This is a genomic window from Niallia sp. FSL K6-0212, assembly GCF_038007605.1.
GTDB lineage: Bacteria > Bacillota > Bacilli > Bacillales > Cytobacillaceae > Niallia > Niallia circulans.
Map to the genome: position 1 here is coordinate 86,719 of NZ_JBBOXL010000003.1, position 17,096 is coordinate 103,814.

Genomic DNA, 17,096 nt, shown 5'->3' on the forward strand with positions numbered 1-17,096 from the left:
TGGTCAATCCTCCTAACAATTACGCTTCTTGTTCAACAGTTTCGTCTTCAATACCAAGCTCTTTTTTAATCCAGTCATATCCTTCTGCTTCTAAGCGTTGAGCAAGCTCAGGTCCACCAGATTTAACAATACGACCTTGCATCATTACATGAACGTAGTCAGGAGTGATGTAGTTTAATAAACGTTGGTAGTGAGTGATAATTAAGCAGCCGAACTCTTCTTTACGCTCTTCACGCATTTTGTTAATTCCTTTTGAAACAACTTTCAATGCATCGATATCCAAACCAGAATCGATTTCATCTAAGATCGCAATTTTTGGATTCAACATCATTAATTGAAGAATTTCATTACGTTTCTTCTCCCCGCCAGAGAAGCCTTCATTTAGGTAACGTTGTGCCATATCTGGATCCATTTCTAGGTACTCCATGTTATCATCCATTTTACGGATAAATTTCATTAAGGAAATTTCATTCCCTTCACCTAAACGGCTGTTTAAAGCAGAACGTAAGAAGTCAGCATTTGTTACACCACTAATTTCACTTGGGTATTGCATAGCTAAAAATAGACCTGCACGCGCGCGCTCATCTACTTCCATTTCTAATACATCTTCGTCATCAAGACTTACATCACCGCTTGTTACTTCATACTTTGGGTGACCCATGATTGCAGAAGATAATGTTGATTTACCCGTTCCGTTTGGCCCCATGATTGCGTGAATTTCTCCACCCTTTATTTCTAAGTTAAGACCTTTAATAATTTCTTTTTCTTCGATTGAAACATGTAAATCATTAATGACTAATTTAGGTTGACTCATATTATATACCTCCATAGTAAAAAGAAGTTTTGTTCACAAAATTGTCGAAACTTCATTATCAATTTATTATCATTCTAATCTTATAACAAATAAAATCTGATAGCAACCTATTGCTTCCCGTTCAATAAGGAAAATTCGCATGAAACAAATAAATACGCTTGATTCCTTATAATTTCGCATGAGTTTGCTTTCTTTAAAATAATTTCTCTCCTTATTACGGTCCCGAACAATTCACTGGCATAAACGATAACGATAGACTCAAAAATATATTCACTTGATAGTTTCGTTTTAGTATTTATACACGAAATAAATTTAGCCCTAGTACTTATTGGAAGACGATTCCGCTAAATATTATTTGATCATACAAAAATAAAAAATGTTCCTATAAAGACTTCTACACATGCTATATCCATTATTAATAGAATCAACTTAATTCTCAATTGGATATATACTATATGTTTAATCTTTTATAGGAACATCTTCTTACTTATTATTCACTAACTGGTACAACTGCACCTTTATACTCTTTATTAATGAAATCTTGAATTTCTTTAGAATGCAGTACTTCTACTAAAGTTTTAATATCTTCACGATTTTCGTCTCCTTTACGAACAGTAATGATATTCGCATATGGAGATTCGCTTCCTTCGATTTCAATAGAATCTTTCACAGGGTTTAAGCCAGCATCTAATGCATAGTTGGCATTAATAACAACTGCATCCCCTTCATTATTATTAAAAATTTGTGGAAGTAACGCTGGCTCATAATCTGCTTTTAATTTAACATTTTTCGGATTTTCCGCAATATCTTCAATCTTTGCATTTACTTTATCAATTCCATCTTTAAGCTTAATTAATCCACCTTTTTCTAAAAGAGACAGTACACGGCCATGTTCAGCAACAGAGTTACTAAAAATAATGGTTGCTCCATCTGGAAGCTCATCTAAACTCTTATATTTCTTAGAGAATACAGCCATTGGCTCAATATGAATTCCACCAGCATTTACAAAATCATAACCATTTTCTTTAATTTGTTGGTTTAAGTATGGAATATGTTGAAAATAGTTTGCATCAATTTCTTTTGATTCTAAAGCTTTATTTGGCAATACATAATCTTGGAAAGGAACGATCTCTAAATTAATTCCTTTTTCCTTCAAAATTGGTTTTGCTTTTTCCAAAATTTCAGCATGTGGTACATTGGAAGCACCTACTACTAATTTAGTTGATTCTTTGTCACTGTTAGAAGCGCCGTTTTCCTTGCTATCATCATTAGAGCTGCCGCATGCCGCAAGCACAAATACAAATGTTAATGCAATCAGTAAAGACCATAATTTTTTCATGTGTTTTTCTCCTTATCTTTTGTCTATTTTTTTTGTTATAAAATCACCAATAAATTGGATGATAAAAACAATGATTAAAATAATAACAGTTGAAACAAGTGTCACATCACCATTACCTCGTTGAAATCCTTGTAAATAGGCTAAATTCCCAAGACCGCCGGCACCAATTATTCCAGCCATTGCGGTCGATCCTACTAATGCAATTGTAGTAACCGTAATTCCTGAAACAAGTGCTGGCATAGATTCTGGCAAAAGAACTTTAAAGATAATAGTAGTTGGTTTTGCTCCCATTGACTTTGCCGCTTCAATAACACCTTTATCCACCTCTCGAAGGCCAATTTCCACAAGTCTTGCATAAAATGGAGCAGCGCCAATGATTAAAGAAGGCAGCGCCGCTTTCGGTCCAATCATTGTCCCGATTAGTAAAGTTGTTAATGGGATTAATAGAACTAATAAAATAATAAAAGGAATGGAACGGAAAATATTCACGACTGCACTGATGATTCTATTAAAAAATACATTATTCCACATATTCCCTTTATCGGTTAAAAACAGCGTAATCCCAAGAATAATTCCAAGTATAAAGGTAAAAATAATCGAGAATCCAGTCATAAATAGGGTCTCTTTCGTGGCATTCCACATTATTTCCCAATCTACATTTGGCAATAATCTTTCCATCATCCTTCAATCACCTCCACACTAATTTCTTGTGCATGAAGATATTGAATAGCTTTTTCTATTTCTTGTTTCTCTCCATCTAAATGAATATATAATGTTCCATAGGATCCATGCTGTGTCGGGGAAATTTTCCCTTGAATGATATTCACAGAAACAGCAAAAGTTCGAATGAGATTGGTGATTACAGGCTGTTCAGCACTTTCGCCGACAAATCCCAGCATGACAATACTGCCTGTTTTATATTGCGCTATTAAGTGTTCAATCGTATCCTTCGCCTCTTCTGGTTCAATTACTTGTTGAACAAAACGTTTCGTAATTTCTTTCTTTGGCTGCTTAAATACATCAATCACTGGTCCTGTTTCTACTACCTTCCCGTCTTCCATCACTGCCACTCGATGACAAATCTTGCGAATAACGTGCATTTCATGGGTAATCAACACAATAGTAAGACCAAGACGTTTATTAATGTCCACTAATAAATCTAAGATGGCATCTGTTGTTTGTGGATCCAATGCTGAGGTTGCTTCATCACAGAGAAGTACTTTCGGATCACTAGCAAGTGCTCTTGCAATCCCAACCCGCTGTTTCTGCCCACCACTTAATTGAGAAGGATAAGCATCTTCTCGTCCTTCTAATCCAACCAGTTTGATGAGTTCTAATACCTTCTTGTCTCTTGCTGATTTTTTTACTCCCGCTATTTCTAAAGGAAAAGCAATATTTTCTTTTACGGTTCTTGACCATAGCAGATTAAAATGTTGAAATATCATACTGATTTCTTGTCTCGCCTTACGAAGTTTGCTTCCTTTTATTTTAGAAACTTCGTGACCTGCAACCGACACACTTCCAGCAGTAGGAATCTCCAATCCGTTCAGCATTCTGATTAATGTACTTTTACCTGCACCACTATATCCGATTATTCCAAATATCTCTCCTGAATCGATGGTTAAATCCACGTGATCAACCGCAGTGACCTTCCCACTTCTAGAGGAGTATACTTTTTTTACTGAGTTTACATTAATCAATGTATTCACCTACTTCTTATTTAAAATCACTCTATCGATCACTATATTTAAATAGTTTTTAACAAAGCATATCATATCATTCCAGATAACAAAAAAACCTTTCTGCAAGAAGAGCAGAAAGGTTTTTATTATGATTAATATCCCTTTCTCTCATCTATCAAAGCATGACGCTTTGTGTGAATTGGCACCGTTTCAGTATACTGACGGTTGCCGGGTTTCATAGGGCACATCCCTCCACCTCTCTTGATAAGAGTTTCGTTATTTATATGAAATGTAAAAATCGTTAATATGATAGATGTAATTTACCATTTCCCGAAATGACTGTCAACACCTTTTTTAACATAATTTCTTTTCTGAATTTTCAATTAAAATAAGTTAGATTTTCTGACATAATTAATTCAATGAGAAAGCTTGGATTTAAAACCAATATGGGGAAAAATTCTTTCAAAAAAAATAACCCGAAATACCTTCACTTTTTGTTAGCAAAGGCGGATTCCAGGTAAACATCAAAACTATTATCCAGTGTGGGGAACTGAACGTGAACGGCTTAAGAAAAACAAAGATTCAAGTAAGAGGATTTTCCTTAAGGAGCCTTCTAATTGAATAGATCCATTCTTTTTTGCTTTTCTAAGAAGAAACTCGCCTTCCATAACGAGGCTAATACTAGTCATATCCCCCGTTAACCATATATCTGGATTATCATCATCCTTCATCCTTCTCCATGAAAAGCGATTGTTCTTAAGCTCCATATAATAGGATTCATTTTGACATGTTAACACTAAGGAAAGCGAAGCGTTTCGTAATAATGGTTTTAACGATTCTTTCCGATTCAGCTTTTCTACAAAATATTTCATCCAATCCTGCAAAAGCATCTCCTACTTTCTGCCGAACAATCTTATATTACTTATTCTTGCAGCAGCAGAAAAAAACCTTTTTTAAAAGTAATCTTTATAAAAAAGGCGATTGATGCTTTTAACCATGCTAGCTTTTTAAGGGCAGCATCCGTTTAATGGAATTGGCACTCTAATATAACCCTTTCATGAAAATGTCCATGTCCTGCTTATTTTATATAGTTATGGATAACTTCTACTAAATGAGGGACTGATTCAAAGCGATATACTTTTTCTTTTAACTCCCCCTTTTCCATAATAACTAGACAGGGAACACTTTCTACCTCATATTTTGCTGCTAAACCGGGGGCATAATTTAAATCCATTTTTCCTAAATTCAACTCTGGCTTCATTGTATGCAATACTGTCAACATTTTTGACGCAACCATACACGTACCGCAAAGAGGAGTATACAAGTAAAGAAAGGCAGCATCTGTATCCTTTACTTGTTTCTCCCATTGATCGAGGTTCCAATCTATCATAATCCATTCATCCTTGTATCTAAATATTTTGCTTCAATCTCAATATCAGCTTGTAATAATAGGGTTGCTAAGTGACATTCAGGAGAGGCAGCAACTTCTTTATATTTGCGATCTATATAAAGGAATTCTGCTTCAGGAAGTTCTCGTTTAAACTGTTTTCTTATCTTATCTCCTGACTTATCTGCATCCACTAAGATATACACATCTTTATCCATTAGCTCGTCTAGTAATTCATCCAGCTTTGAAACTCCAATTGTTCCATTCGTACAAATAATATCGACTGGTTCACGCACAATCTTCTCTACTTTTTGTTTGTCTGATTTGCCTTCAACAATGATTACTTTTTTCATATTGATCACCTAAAGGAGTTATTTCATTTACTTTAACATATTCAAACAGGAAGAGAAAGAAGTAGGTTTTCTGGTATATATCGGTGATAGGAAAGACATATCGCCCCTTTATATTCTCCTAAAAATTAAAAAAACCAAACAAGTATACGAAAATTTTTATTAGCATCTCCGTATACTTGTTTGGATTAATAGGTGGTTGAAATATCTTTATCCCGGTCTCTACATTAAATTAGCCTTCATTTGTCATTTCTTCATACTGCTCTGCTGACATAAGCGCGTCAATATCCGCTTTATCACTTGGCTCAATAACAACCATCCATGCTTTTTCATAAGGAGATTCGTTCACAAATTCTGGATTGTCACTAAGCTCTTCATTTACTTCAACTACTTTTCCGCTGATAGGAGCATATAATTCAGAAACTGTCTTAACAGATTCTACACTTCCAAAAGGTTCATTTGCTGTTACTTCATCGCCTACTTCTGGTAGTTCAACAAATACGATATCACCTAATTCAGATTGTGCAAAATATGTAATCCCTACACGTGCGTTATCTCCTTCAACTTTTACCCATTCATGTTCTTTTGAATATCGCAAATCCTTTGGTACTGCCATTATAACCCCTCCGTATTTATCATTTTTACTCTGTTAAACAGAGTTACTATTAAAAAAAGCAGGTCGCTTAAGCCCAACTTTCTTTAAACATCTCTTCTTTAAAGCCTAATGTTACTTTATTTCCATCTGTAGTTAAAGGGCGTTTAATTAACATGCCATCAGAAGCAAGCAAATCTAGTAATTCCTCATCCGACGCTTCCTTTATTTTATCCTTTAATCCAAGATCTCTGTATTTCTGACCTGAAGTATTGAAGAATTTCTTTAATTCAAGGCCACTTTTTTTATACAAATCCTCTAATAACGCACGAGAAGGAGGATTGTCCACAATATGTACTTCTTCATATGACACATGATTTTCATCCAGCCACTTTTTCGCCTTGCGACAAGTTGAGCATTTTGGATACCAATAAAAAGTAACTTTCATTCCATCACCCATAATCTATGTATTTTGAAACATTCAACTAAATATTATCACAATTTGATATAAAGTAAAACTTCAATCAGTGCCCACTTGTGCCAACTGTTATTTCCTTTCTTGCATTTTTCAGCTATTTCTTTAAGCAGGATAGATTACGACAGAATCAAACTAGATGAATCCCTCAATCAATTGACTAAAAAGAGGGTTCTTCTGATTCGTTTATTCCAGAAGAACCTGTTTGACTATTTATGATTACGCCTTACCCAAGATACTCTCCAGCTGTTAATAAATGTTTAGCAGCCTCTCTTTTCCTTGCAATGATTGGCTTTGGTGTGTATCTTGTATATTTCTTTAATACAGATAGTGCTAATCTTAGTTCATCACCGCTCAGCATATATGCTAACGTGTCTATTGCCTCTGTGATTACTTGTTGAAAGGCCTCTTGGCAATATATTTCGGTATATAATAATTTTTGTTTTTCTTCTTGCCCATTTTTCCCCATTGCCTTTTCTGTTCTTAAAATACAAGAATCCATTGCAAATACAGCATTAAAAATATTTGCTAGATTGACCATAATCTCTTGCTGCTCTTCCAATTTTTCTTTATATTTTTTCAACATCATTCCAAATAGCAGATAACTGATTTTTCTAGTATTGGAAAGAAGCATTTTTTCTTGGGATAGCAGCTTATCATCCGGCTCTTTCGGTAGGAAGGAGAGCATTTCCTTTTCCGTCATTTTGGCTAGTGCCAACAATGGGATTTCTCCTTTTAAACTCTTTTTAGCTAAGGTAGGAGGAATTAATAAGCGATTAATTTCATTTGTTCCTTCAAAAATGCGGTTGATACGCGAATCGCGATACATTCTAGCAATATCATAATCTTCCATAAATCCATTGCCACCATGGAGCTGCACACATTCATCTACTACCATATCTAATACTTCCGAGGCAAAAATTTTATTTAAGCTGCACTCTATAACATATTCATTTATGATTTTCGCCATTAGTGTCCATTCTATATCTGCATCTACTCCATCCATGGCTGAGGACAGTAATCCTGCTGTACGATAGACACTACTTTCTGCCGCGTAAATATATGCTGCCATTGTTGCATACTTTTCAAGCGTAAGCGGAAAATGAGATAATGGAGCCGAGAATTGCATCCGCTTATCCGTATAAGCAATCGTCTTTTTTAATGCTTCTTTACTAGCACCAATTGCTCCCAGACCAAGCTTATAGCGACCAATATTTAAAATATTTAGTGCGATTAAATGGCCTTTTCCGATCTCTCCTAGCACGTTTTCCACTGGTACATCGACATGATCAAAACGAACGGCGCAGGTGGAAGAGCTCTTGATTCCTAATTTATTTTCTTCTTTCCCTATTGAAACACCTGGAAAGTCTTTTTCTACAATAAACGCAGTAAAATGTTCTGAGTTTACTTTTGCATAGACGATAAAGACATCTGCAATTCCTGAATTAGTAATCCACTGTTTTTCGCCAGTAAGGGAATAGTGCGTGCCTTCCTTATTTAAGACTGCAGTTGTTTTTATACTAAGAGCATCCGATCCTGCTGAAGGTTCCGTTAACGCATAGGAGGCGATTTTTTTACCAACGGCTAAATCCGGTAAATATTTTTCCTTCTGCTTCTTATTTCCAAATAAAACAATTGGTAATGAACCAATCCCTATATGAGCCCCATGGGTTACAGAAAATCCCCCTGCAACAGACATTCTTTCAGAAATAATGGCTGTGCTGATTTTATCTAAACCCAAACCGCCATACGGTTCTGGAATATCTGAACTTAACAGACCCAGATTCCCTGCCTCTTCCATCAGCTGTTTTGTTATTGTAAATTGGTGATTTTCCATCTCCGCCAAATGAGGTAGTACTTTTTTCTGAACAAACTCACTTGTCATTTCTGCAATCATTTGATGCTCTTCTGTAAAATCCTCTGGAGTAAAAATTGCGTCTGTGGTGACCTGTTCCGTTAAAAAACTTCCACCCTTTTGCATAGTAATCCTATCCTTCCTTTCTTCCAGCACTTAATGTTTATGATCAAAATATTATATCTTTTTCGTCGTTAATGGTTTTCCTGTTTGCAATAGATAAAGCATTCTTTTTTGTGTCTCCTGCTCTTGTATTAATTGGATAAACGCTTCTCTCTCTAAATCTAATAAATAGTCCTCTTCCACTAATGTACCAAATTCTACACTGCCACCTGTAAGAACCGTAGCAAGATTGCTGGCAATCTCGGCATCATATTCTGAGATAAAACCTATTTTTTTAAGTTTATCAACTTCTTTCATTAAGAAGTCATAACCCTTTTTACCTGTAACCATAATCTTTTCTTTTTTAGCCGCTTGAAACTTTTCATCCGCTAATTGTAGAACTGCTCTTTTTGCATCTCTTAATAAAAATCGATCATTATTAGTTATCCCATCTCTCTCTGTTAAGAAGCCTAGTTCTTTCGCTTGAACCGCAGAGGCAGCTACCTTAGCAGTCAAAATGGTCTGAAATACTTCTACAGTAAGCTTCAGCATTTCCTCTGGTAAAAGTTGTTGATTTCCCTGCCACTTATTGCAATATAAGGCTGTTGTTCCGCCTCCGCCAGGGATAAGCCCTACCCCTGTTTCTACTAGTCCCAGATACGTTTCTAACGATGCTTGCACCTTACCTGCCGCCAGACAAATTTCTGCTCCTCCTCCCAATGTTTTTTGATAAGGGGCAGCTACCACTGGCTTCTGGCAATATTTTATGCGCTTCATGGCTTGCTGAAAACGGCGGACGGCTATCTGCAGCTCTACAATATCCTCATTTTGGGCTTCTAATAGCATTAAAGCTAAATTAGCCCCTAGACTAAAGTTCTTTTTTTCACTGCCTATAATCAGCCCTTTATATGCTTCTGACTCTACTTTTTCGATCGCCTTATCAATCATCGCAAGAATATCCATGCCAATGCTCATATTGGAGCTGTGTAATTCCAGTAATAATACTCCGTCTCCGATATCCATTAAACTTGCTCCATTATTGGAAAGAAGCACGCCTCTTTGCTTCTTCCATTCTTGTATGCATATTTGGTCCTCACTTTTTGGAATAGGCAGATAGTTGCCTTGATGGTAATAATGTTCTACTCCATTAATCTCTTTATAAAAGGATTCAAATCCTTGATCCAACATTTCTTTAATCCATCCAGGAATCTCTCTTGAATCTTTTTCCATTCGTTCTACTGTAGATTTTAGTGATAGTTCATCCCATAAACGAAACGGCCCATTTCTCCAATTAAATCCAGACTGAACAGCTTGATCTATCTCATAAATAGAATCGGAAATCTCCCCAACCATTTTGGCTGAATACAGTAAAAATGGAGCAATTCCTTTCCAGAGAAATTGTGCTTTTGGATTTTTTTGTTCTAAAAATAGAGGAAGCGATTGTTTCGCTGCTTTCTTTTTCATTCCAGTCAAATTCTTATACGTCCACGTATGATAATCTAGAACTTGTAGCCCCTCTTCCGTTTTTCGATAAAATCCCTTTTGTACCTTTCTGCCCAACATTTTTTTCTTAAGCATTTCTTCTAATAAAACAGGAATTTGGTACATCTCTATTTCTTCTGTGTCATTCATTTTTCCTTGCATATTATGAATAACTTGATAAAAAGTGTCTAATCCAACCATATCTAGCGTATGAAAGGTGGCACTTTTTGGACGACCAATTAGTGGACCTGTTAATTGATCAACCTCTTCGATTGTTAAGTCTGCCTTTATCATTTCTTTTACAATATTTAAAAAAGCAAAGGAACCAATCCTATTTGCAATGAAGTTAGGAGTATCATTCGCTTTTACTACTACCTTTCCTAATTCTTCTTCTGCAAATTGACTGATTGTTTTTACAACATTTGAGGCAGTAACTTTAGTAGGAATAATTTCAAGTAATTTAATATAACGAGGTGGGTTAAAAAAGTGTGTACCTAAAAAATGGGCCTGAAAATCTGGAGAAAGATTTTCTTTCATCTGGTTAATCGATATACCAGAAGTATTGCTGCTGATAATAGATCCTTTTTTACGGTACTGATCTATCTTTTTAAAGAGTTCCTTCTTTATTTGCATATCTTCAATAATTGCTTCCACAATCCAATCTGATTCTTTTAATAAGGCAAAATCATCTTCTAGATTCCCAATTGTTAGTTGCGCTAAATTATTTAAAGATGTAAGCGGGCTGGGGGATTCTGATTTCATTTTTTCAATAGCAAGCCTGCCAAATCGATTCCTCACAACCTTATCTTTTAATGTAAGTCCTGCTTCTATTTCTTCTGCTAATAACTTAGTTGGCACGATATCCAGCAGAACCGTAGAAATTCCTGCATTAAGAAATTGTGCTGCAATCGCTGCCCCCATAACTCCAGAACCAATAACCGCAGCTGATTTTATCTCTTTCACCATGCATCCTCCTTGAAAAATGTATTAAAATTTGATGGTTTTCAAATGGCTTTAAAAAGGCTCCATTACTCTTTGTACGTCCAAGTGACGTGATTTTTAACAATAATTGTGTCAAATTATTCGTTTTTTCTCCATGCCGTGTACTCATTAAATAAGAAAAATAGGAAATGCTAGTAAAGAAATAGTAAAGGGAGGTGTATAAATAAATGGCTCGTCTTAAGAAGAACCCTTCTAAAGCAGGAGTTAGTGCGGCAAGTGTAAAAGGTAACGCTGGTCCAACAGTTGAAACAGATGGTGGCGGAAAAGTTAACAGTCAAAATAATCAATATAAAAAGCAATAGTTTAACAGGAGGTCGATTTTGATGCAGCAGCAACCAACTAATATGACACAACCTAACGGGATGATGATGAAACCACCTGTTATGGTAACAGTCAAAGATTCCCTTTACTTAACAGATATGCTTTCTTGGAATTTACTAGCAATGAAAAAAGCGCATTTTTTTGCACAAAATGCCCAAGATCCGGCAATTAAATCTCAGCTTGAGAAATGTGGACAAATGCATCAGCATCATTATGAAAGAATACTTAGTCACTTAGATACTAATAGTCAGCCAATGGTACAGCAACAGCAATAGATAGTAACGAAAAAAATTAGTGATTGTTTATTCAATTTTGCTCATTCTGCTAAAGAGATTGCCAAACCTTTTTTAGTTGACTATGCCTTTTGTAGAATGAGCACCTTTTCTTCGTAAAGGACTTTGAATAAGCAATCATCTTACTAAAACAATGATTTTATGAGGGAGGACAAAGAAAATGGATCAACAAAAGCCAATTCAAAACCCTGAGTCACAGGTTCCCAAAACACCGCAAATGAATGATCGCGATTTTACTAACGACATGCTTTCAACAGAAAAATACATGACTGATGCTTATTCAACAGCTTTAAACGAAGCTAGTAATGAAACACTCTATCAAGATTTATTATCCATTTTTACCGAAACACAAAATATGCAAAGAGAATTGTATGATTTAATGTTTCAAAAAGGATGGTATAAGCTTGAAGCTGCTGAGCAACAAAAAATCCAGCAATCTTATCAGCAATTCAAAGGATACAGTAACCAATTTCCATATGGAAACACCACTATTCAGTAAAACTCTCATTTTTTATCCACCCAAACACATTGTTATGGGTGGTGTTTTTTTACGCTTTGTCCAGCTTTCTTTATAGCATATGTTTTATTTTTGATTTTGTTTTCTTATCTCATTCATTTTTTTTATTTCCGATATAATTTGAACTATTGTTTGTTTCCCATCAGGGAATTTAGCATTCCAATGTTTTACTAAACCTGGCATATTTTTGGACATATAGGTATAGAGCATCCATATTTGCACTTTTTCCTTTAATTCCTCATTCTCTTCTCCAAGAAGTAATTCCGTATAATTACTCAATAAGGCGTCAAACTCCTCTTGAAATTTCTCGTCCAATTTCTATTCCCCCTTCGATTTTCATTGACAACGTGATTGAGTTGCTCTATTATAAGAGTACACCTAATGATAATGATTATCAATATCATTAACTTCCCATAATTGATATTCTTTCCTTTTCTTTCCCCCTCATTTAAAGAATCGAGAAAGAATACACAAAAAGAGGCTGCTTCCCTGTCAGCCTCTTTTTGTCATTAAATAAAAAACCGTTATTCATCACTAGAAAACATATATTTTTTATAATGATATCGAATGGAAAAAATCAATCCCATCGAAAGCATATTTCCCATCAAGGAACTACCTCCATAGCTAATAAAAGGGAGTGGTATCCCTGTAATAGGAAGAATTCCTACCGTCATCCCAATATTTTGGAAAACATGAAAACAAAGCATACTAATAATCCCTACGCTCATACAAGTATAAAAAGTATTTTTTGTTTCTAAGGCAACTTTTGTTATGTGATAAATAAGCAAGAAAAATAAACTAATAATAATACTAGCTCCAATGAAGCCAAATTCTTCGCCGACTACACTAAAAATAAAATCAGTGTGATTCTCCGGAAGCACTACTTCACTTGTGCCAACACCCTTTCCCGTTGTCTGGCCAGAACCAATTGCAAGCAAAGACTGCGTTAAGTGATATCCCGTTGTACTTTGGTATGTATAGGGATCTAACCAGGAATAAATTCTTCCCATCTGATATTCCTTCACTCCAAAATACATGGTAATCCAATCTGGATGCCAAATAACAAGGTAGAGGACAGCTGTTGCAATCACAGCAAAACTAGAAAAAATCGGCGTTAAAATCTTCCAGGAAATACCGGATATAAAAATCATCCCCAGCATAATAGCAAGAAAAACTAAGGAGGTTCCCAAATCTGGCTGCTTCATGACAAGAAGAAGTGGAGGTACCGTTACAGCTCCAATTTTAAATAAGAGAAAAAAGTCACTTTGTATCGTCTTTACTATATACTTTTCCTGATGATCTACAATGATTCTTGATAGTGCCAGTACTAAAAATACCTTTACAAACTCAGAAGGCTGCAGAGAAAAACCAGGTAAAGTGAACCAACTTTTGGCACCATTAATTTCTCGGGCAATACTGGATGGGGCGAATATAAGCACTACCAATAAGAATAGACCAAAAGCATACAGATACCAGGTCAGTTTCTTCAACTGATCCGAATCTAAACGAATTACGCCAATAATAATACCTATACCAACTACATAATACATAACTTGCTTTAACACATAGGATGAGTTTGCTCCATATATAGCAATAAGGCTAGTTAAACATAGAAGCATTAATATTAGAACAAGTGTATAATCTATTTTCGATGAATTTTTTGGGGACATATTGTCATTGCTCCTTGTTCAGTAAAACTTTTAACAGCTTATCATTCTTCCATTCAGAAATAATCATTTTTCACCATTTATATTTACCCCTAAATAAATAGAGTCATTCACACACATTTACAATTCTCCATTATATTTGTATTTGCATGAAATAACAACTTTCGACAATCATTTTTATAAAATTATTTATTTTCATTTCTAACTTTAACCAAATTAATAAAAAACTGTTTAAAATGTCATATAACTTACTCCTTTTATTTTCCCCCAAAAAAAGAGAATGATCAAATTAGCTCCACACCCAGAAAAATATTCTGGGATGTTAACTGCTACTTTGACCACTCTCTTATTTAGCCTTCTACATGTATGGTTTTTGTTAACTCCACTAAATCGTCTGCAATTTTAGCTAATGATTTAGTGGAGGAAGTGATTTCTTCCATTGCCGCCAGTTGTTCCTGAGAGGCTTCTGACACGTTCATGGAATTTTGACTGTTTTCCTTGGCAATGCCAGTAACTTGATCTACCGAACCTGCAACCTCTACTATATTCGTAGAAATTTTATGAGCAGCCTCTAAAATACTTTCCATTTGCTGACTCATGGATAACATCGATTCCGAAATTATCGTAAACTTTTCTTTTGTATCATTGGTAATATCAATGCCGTCTTTTACTTCCTCTGTCACTCGTTTCATTGTTTTAACAGAAGATAGAGTATCTTTTTGAATTTCATTTACCAGAACAGCGATTTGCTCAGCGGACTGATTGGACTGTTCTGCCAATTTCCTTACTTCCTCTGCTACTACTGCAAACCCTTTGCCTGCTTCGCCAGCCCTAGCAGCTTCGATGGCTGCATTTAATGCCAATAAATTTGTCTGATCAGCAATTTCTGTTATAACATTTAAAAATTGACCAATCTCCTGGGAACGCTCTTGTAATAATACAATAGAGTCATTCGATTCTTGCACTGAATTTTGAATCAAACTCATTTGCGTTACAGTATTATCAACAACTGCTTGTCCTTCTTTAGCTTTCAATACAGTATTATGAGTGCTTTTCACCATTTCTTCTGTATTCTTCGCAATATCTTTAATTTCATTATTCACAACAGCAACCGAATCAACAATGAAATCCATTCCTTTTGTCTGCTCTTCAGAACCAGCAGCAACACTTTGAATGGCAGCTGAAATCTGCTCTGATACATGGTTTGTTTCCACTGTATTAGCAGTCAGCTTTTCGGCAGAAGCATTTATTTGTTCAGATGTTTCATTCACTTTTTGTACTAAGTTGCGAATAAATTCTTTCATCAAAATAAACGCATCTGTTAGTTGGCCAATTTCATCATTAGAAGCTTTATGAATTTCAATATCTAATTCGCCTTCTGTAATTTTCTTTGTTGAATGCAATAATTTTTTCAGAGGAGAAATAATGATTCTCCGTGTAAATAATGCGACAATAACAGTTACAAAAATTAAATTAATGACAGTATTAACAAAAATACTGAATTCTTGTGGGAAGAAGCCGGCTTCTAGAATCATCTCATTTAGCTTAAAGGATATCATGGTGCTAAATAATGTAGCAAAAAAGATAATGACAATCATTTTTGTTCGTAAACTGCGAAAAATACTTCGTTTCTTCATATATATTCTCCTTCTAACCCTATAGTTATATATAGCTGTTTTTATACCAAGATAAAACTTTAACAATTATGTAATAAGACCTATTAATATCCAATATTAATAAATTGTTATAAATTAAATAGTTGTTTATACCTATTTTACAAAAAACAGTGTATTTAAGCAATTTTTATCCTTTTCCAAAAAAAAAGGGGTATAGCCAAACGTACGGCTATACCCAAAGTGAGAGGAGGTTATGGGGTTACGGTATAAAGAATATGCTGTGTATTCAGCTTCTAAGAAGGTGATACAAGCTATTCTTTATACTTATTAGATATGCTTTTTTATAAAATCAGTGAGGGCTTATCCCCTTTATTAATAAAAAAGGGCAATCATCCTTTTGCCTTTTTAACGGTAGTATATTTCATTATTCGGACATATACTACATTATAAAGATTAGCGGAAAGAAGGTTCTAAATGAAAAACACCTTATATGTAAACTCTATCATCTATTGCTGTTTGTTGACTGTCTTTGCGACGACTCTTTTTTATATACTGACTGGTTTAACCGTTTTTACTATTGCCTCCTTGATTTCAGGGGTGTTAGTAGCTTTCATTAGTTTATTAGAAGAAGAGGTCATCCATAAGAAAATCCATGACGAACATTGAGTCTATTAAAAAAAATAAATTAGTCTTTTATGTATAAAAAAAGAAAAAGGGGACCACAATGATACTACAAAGTGTAATTCCCCCTTTTGTTTAGAGCTGTTTCAGATTAATTCTCGCTTTTGAGAAATTCCTGACCAGCTCTTTTTTTATTGAATTAATTGAAGAAATTGCCGTGTTCTTGCTTCTTTAGGGTCAGAGAAGATTTCATGCGGGCTGCCTTTCTCTACAATATAGCCACCATCCATGAAAATTACTTCGTCCGCAACTTCTTTCGCAAATTTCATTTCATGGGTAACAATAATCATCGTCATGCCTTCATTCGCAAGTTGCTTTATTACTTTTAAAACTTCTCCAACAAGCTCTGGATCCAACGCAGATGTTGGTTCATCGAATAACATTACTTCTGGTTCCATCGCAAGTGCTCTGGCAATGCCGACTCGCTGCTGCTGCCCACCTGACAGTTGGAATGGGTAAAAATCGATTTTATCACCCAGTCCTACTTTATTTAGTAAATCAGCCGCTTTCATGCTTGCCTTTTCTTTTGATTGCTTTTTCACCGTGATGGGACCTTCCATCACATTCTCAATGGCAGTTTTATGGGGAAAAAGATTATAGCTTTGAAAAACCATTCCTGTTAATTTTCGAAAATCTGTTATAGCCTTTTTCGTTACTTTCGTCGAGAAATCCAATTGCTTATTCTCTATTGTAATATGACCACTAGTTGGTATTTCTAATATGTTTAAACATCGAAGCATCGTCGTTTTTCCTGATCCAGAAGGACCAATAACAACAATGACTTTCCCTTTGTCCACTTCTAAATTTATGTCCTTTAATACTTGTAAATCGCCAAAATGCTTAGACAACCCTTTAATTGAAATCATGATGTTCGCTCCTTCCTCTATCGATTATTTTAGTCTTCCTGCCTAATAGAAGCTT

Annotated in this window: 19 protein-coding genes and 1 riboswitch; of the genes, 4 read left to right on the forward strand and 15 right to left on the reverse strand. The window is 35.1% G+C overall.

Translation table 11 applies throughout. The features are described from left to right. Positions 1 to 19: 19 nt before the first annotated feature. The 11 genes from sufC to MHH96_RS25205 form a co-directional block, all read right to left on the reverse strand. Positions 20 to 814 (reverse strand): Fe-S cluster assembly ATPase SufC, encoded by a 795-nt coding sequence (gene sufC / locus MHH96_RS25155; RefSeq protein WP_047942270.1) that lies wholly within the window; start codon positions 812 to 814, stop codon positions 20 to 22. Positions 815 to 1,304: 490 nt separating this feature from the next. Further along, positions 1,305 to 2,153 carry a MetQ/NlpA family ABC transporter substrate-binding protein gene (locus MHH96_RS25160; RefSeq protein WP_047942271.1) on the reverse strand — a complete coding sequence of 283 codons (849 nt, stop codon included), beginning with the start codon at positions 2,151 to 2,153 and terminating at the stop codon, positions 1,305 to 1,307. A 12-nt stretch (positions 2,154 to 2,165) separates the two neighbouring features. After that, positions 2,166 to 2,834 (reverse strand): methionine ABC transporter permease, encoded by a 669-nt coding sequence (locus MHH96_RS25165; RefSeq protein WP_047942272.1) that lies wholly within the window; start codon positions 2,832 to 2,834, stop codon positions 2,166 to 2,168. Continuing rightward, positions 2,831 to 3,853, reverse strand: coding sequence for a methionine ABC transporter ATP-binding protein (locus tag MHH96_RS25170; protein ID WP_047942273.1), 1,023 nt, complete (start codon positions 3,851 to 3,853; stop codon positions 2,831 to 2,833). The genes MHH96_RS25165 and MHH96_RS25170 overlap by 4 nt, the downstream gene beginning before the upstream one ends. 147 nt (positions 3,854 to 4,000) lie before the next feature. Beyond that, a riboswitch (SAM riboswitch) is annotated at positions 4,001 to 4,106 on the reverse strand. A gap of 262 nt (positions 4,107 to 4,368) precedes the next feature. Next, the gene (locus tag MHH96_RS25175; RefSeq protein ID WP_047942274.1) at positions 4,369 to 4,719 is read right to left on the reverse strand and encodes an alkyl sulfatase C-terminal domain-containing protein; all 351 of its coding nucleotides are present in this window, start codon (positions 4,717 to 4,719) and stop codon (positions 4,369 to 4,371) included. Positions 4,720 to 4,913: 194 nt separating this feature from the next. After that, positions 4,914 to 5,225: a thioredoxin family protein gene (locus MHH96_RS25180; protein ID WP_047942275.1), complete on the reverse strand. Its 312-nt coding sequence runs from the start codon at positions 5,223 to 5,225 to the stop codon at positions 4,914 to 4,916. After that, positions 5,222 to 5,575, reverse strand: coding sequence for a toprim domain-containing protein (locus MHH96_RS25185; protein WP_082138325.1), 354 nt, complete (start codon positions 5,573 to 5,575; stop codon positions 5,222 to 5,224). Before MHH96_RS25185 ends, MHH96_RS25180 begins: the two co-directional genes overlap by 4 nt. Before the next feature lie 229 nt (positions 5,576 to 5,804). Then, a complete protein-coding gene (gcvH, locus tag MHH96_RS25190; RefSeq protein WP_047942277.1) occupies positions 5,805 to 6,188 on the reverse strand; it encodes a glycine cleavage system protein GcvH in 384 nt (127 codons plus the stop codon). A gap of 67 nt (positions 6,189 to 6,255) precedes the next feature. Beyond that, the gene (locus tag MHH96_RS25195) at positions 6,256 to 6,612 is read right to left on the reverse strand and encodes an arsenate reductase family protein (protein ID WP_047942278.1); all 357 of its coding nucleotides are present in this window, start codon (positions 6,610 to 6,612) and stop codon (positions 6,256 to 6,258) included. Between the two features lie 253 nt (positions 6,613 to 6,865). Beyond that, positions 6,866 to 8,620 carry an acyl-CoA dehydrogenase family protein gene (locus MHH96_RS25200; RefSeq protein ID WP_047942279.1) on the reverse strand — a complete coding sequence of 585 codons (1,755 nt, stop codon included), beginning with the start codon at positions 8,618 to 8,620 and terminating at the stop codon, positions 6,866 to 6,868. A gap of 51 nt (positions 8,621 to 8,671) precedes the next feature. Then, positions 8,672 to 11,044 carry a 3-hydroxyacyl-CoA dehydrogenase NAD-binding domain-containing protein gene (locus MHH96_RS25205; protein ID WP_144546562.1) on the reverse strand — a complete coding sequence of 791 codons (2,373 nt, stop codon included), beginning with the start codon at positions 11,042 to 11,044 and terminating at the stop codon, positions 8,672 to 8,674. A 203-nt stretch (positions 11,045 to 11,247) separates the two neighbouring features. On the opposite strand from MHH96_RS25205, the gene MHH96_RS25210 reads away from it, so the two are divergent. The 3 genes from MHH96_RS25210 to MHH96_RS25220 all read left to right on the forward strand — a co-directional run bounded on the left by MHH96_RS25210 (position 11,248) and on the right by MHH96_RS25220 (position 12,193). Then, positions 11,248 to 11,382, forward strand: a complete 135-nt coding sequence (locus MHH96_RS25210; protein WP_082138326.1) for a YuzL family protein — start codon at positions 11,248 to 11,250, stop codon at positions 11,380 to 11,382. A 21-nt stretch (positions 11,383 to 11,403) separates the two neighbouring features. After that, positions 11,404 to 11,676 carry a hypothetical protein gene (locus MHH96_RS25215; RefSeq protein ID WP_047942281.1) on the forward strand — a complete coding sequence of 91 codons (273 nt, stop codon included), beginning with the start codon at positions 11,404 to 11,406 and terminating at the stop codon, positions 11,674 to 11,676. A gap of 178 nt (positions 11,677 to 11,854) precedes the next feature. After that, positions 11,855 to 12,193, forward strand: coding sequence for a spore coat protein (locus MHH96_RS25220; protein WP_047942282.1), 339 nt, complete (start codon positions 11,855 to 11,857; stop codon positions 12,191 to 12,193). Between the two features lie 84 nt (positions 12,194 to 12,277). Here MHH96_RS25220 and MHH96_RS25225 read toward each other — a convergent pair whose 3' ends face one another. From MHH96_RS25225 to MHH96_RS25235, 3 genes are all read right to left on the reverse strand, one after another. Further along, positions 12,278 to 12,526 (reverse strand): DUF2573 family protein, encoded by a 249-nt coding sequence (locus MHH96_RS25225; protein WP_047942283.1) that lies wholly within the window; start codon positions 12,524 to 12,526, stop codon positions 12,278 to 12,280. Between the two features lie 209 nt (positions 12,527 to 12,735). Further along, on the reverse strand, positions 12,736 to 13,881 hold the full coding sequence (gene rodA / locus MHH96_RS25230; protein ID WP_047942284.1) for a rod shape-determining protein RodA: 1,146 nt from the start codon (positions 13,879 to 13,881) through the stop codon (positions 12,736 to 12,738). A gap of 347 nt (positions 13,882 to 14,228) precedes the next feature. Further along, positions 14,229 to 15,515, reverse strand: coding sequence for a methyl-accepting chemotaxis protein (locus MHH96_RS25235; protein WP_053215673.1), 1,287 nt, complete (start codon positions 15,513 to 15,515; stop codon positions 14,229 to 14,231). A gap of 453 nt (positions 15,516 to 15,968) precedes the next feature. Here MHH96_RS25235 and MHH96_RS25240 point away from each other — a divergent pair, with 453 nt between their 5' ends. Continuing rightward, positions 15,969 to 16,160: a hypothetical protein gene (locus MHH96_RS25240; protein WP_141231662.1), complete on the forward strand. Its 192-nt coding sequence runs from the start codon at positions 15,969 to 15,971 to the stop codon at positions 16,158 to 16,160. Between the two features lie 146 nt (positions 16,161 to 16,306). Here the strand turns inward: MHH96_RS25240 and MHH96_RS25245 are convergent, their stop codons facing one another. Continuing rightward, the gene (locus MHH96_RS25245; protein WP_047942286.1) at positions 16,307 to 17,041 is read right to left on the reverse strand and encodes an amino acid ABC transporter ATP-binding protein; all 735 of its coding nucleotides are present in this window, start codon (positions 17,039 to 17,041) and stop codon (positions 16,307 to 16,309) included. Between the last annotated feature and the right edge of the window lie 55 nt (positions 17,042 to 17,096).

Excerpts from the sequence above, each read along its gene's own strand:
- MHH96_RS25180 (WP_047942275.1), bottom strand. The coding sequence starts at position 5,225 with ATGATAGATTGGAACCTCGATCAATGGGAGAAACAAGTAAAGGATACA.
- MHH96_RS25215 (WP_047942281.1), top strand. The coding sequence starts at position 11,404 with ATGCAGCAGCAACCAACTAATATGACACAACCTAACGGGATGATGATG.
- MHH96_RS25160 (WP_047942271.1), bottom strand. The coding sequence starts at position 2,153 with ATGAAAAAATTATGGTCTTTACTGATTGCATTAACATTTGTATTTGTG.
- sufC (WP_047942270.1), bottom strand. The coding sequence starts at position 814 with ATGAGTCAACCTAAATTAGTCATTAATGATTTACATGTTTCAATCGAA.
- MHH96_RS25220 (WP_047942282.1), top strand. The coding sequence starts at position 11,855 with ATGGATCAACAAAAGCCAATTCAAAACCCTGAGTCACAGGTTCCCAAA.
- MHH96_RS25185 (WP_082138325.1), bottom strand. The coding sequence starts at position 5,575 with ATGAAAAAAGTAATCATTGTTGAAGGCAAATCAGACAAACAAAAAGTA.
- MHH96_RS25235 (WP_053215673.1), bottom strand. The coding sequence starts at position 15,515 with ATGAAGAAACGAAGTATTTTTCGCAGTTTACGAACAAAAATGATTGTC.
- rodA (WP_047942284.1), bottom strand. The coding sequence starts at position 13,881 with ATGTCCCCAAAAAATTCATCGAAAATAGATTATACACTTGTTCTAATA.
- MHH96_RS25210 (WP_082138326.1), top strand. The coding sequence starts at position 11,248 with ATGGCTCGTCTTAAGAAGAACCCTTCTAAAGCAGGAGTTAGTGCGGCA.
- MHH96_RS25245 (WP_047942286.1), bottom strand. The coding sequence starts at position 17,041 with ATGATTTCAATTAAAGGGTTGTCTAAGCATTTTGGCGATTTACAAGTA.
- MHH96_RS25165 (WP_047942272.1), bottom strand. The coding sequence starts at position 2,834 with ATGATGGAAAGATTATTGCCAAATGTAGATTGGGAAATAATGTGGAAT.
- MHH96_RS25195 (WP_047942278.1), bottom strand. The coding sequence starts at position 6,612 with ATGAAAGTTACTTTTTATTGGTATCCAAAATGCTCAACTTGTCGCAAG.
- MHH96_RS25205 (WP_144546562.1), bottom strand. The coding sequence starts at position 11,044 with ATGGTGAAAGAGATAAAATCAGCTGCGGTTATTGGTTCTGGAGTTATG.
- gcvH (WP_047942277.1), bottom strand. The coding sequence starts at position 6,188 with ATGGCAGTACCAAAGGATTTGCGATATTCAAAAGAACATGAATGGGTA.
- MHH96_RS25200 (WP_047942279.1), bottom strand. The coding sequence starts at position 8,620 with ATGCAAAAGGGTGGAAGTTTTTTAACGGAACAGGTCACCACAGACGCA.
- MHH96_RS25240 (WP_141231662.1), top strand. The coding sequence starts at position 15,969 with ATGAAAAACACCTTATATGTAAACTCTATCATCTATTGCTGTTTGTTG.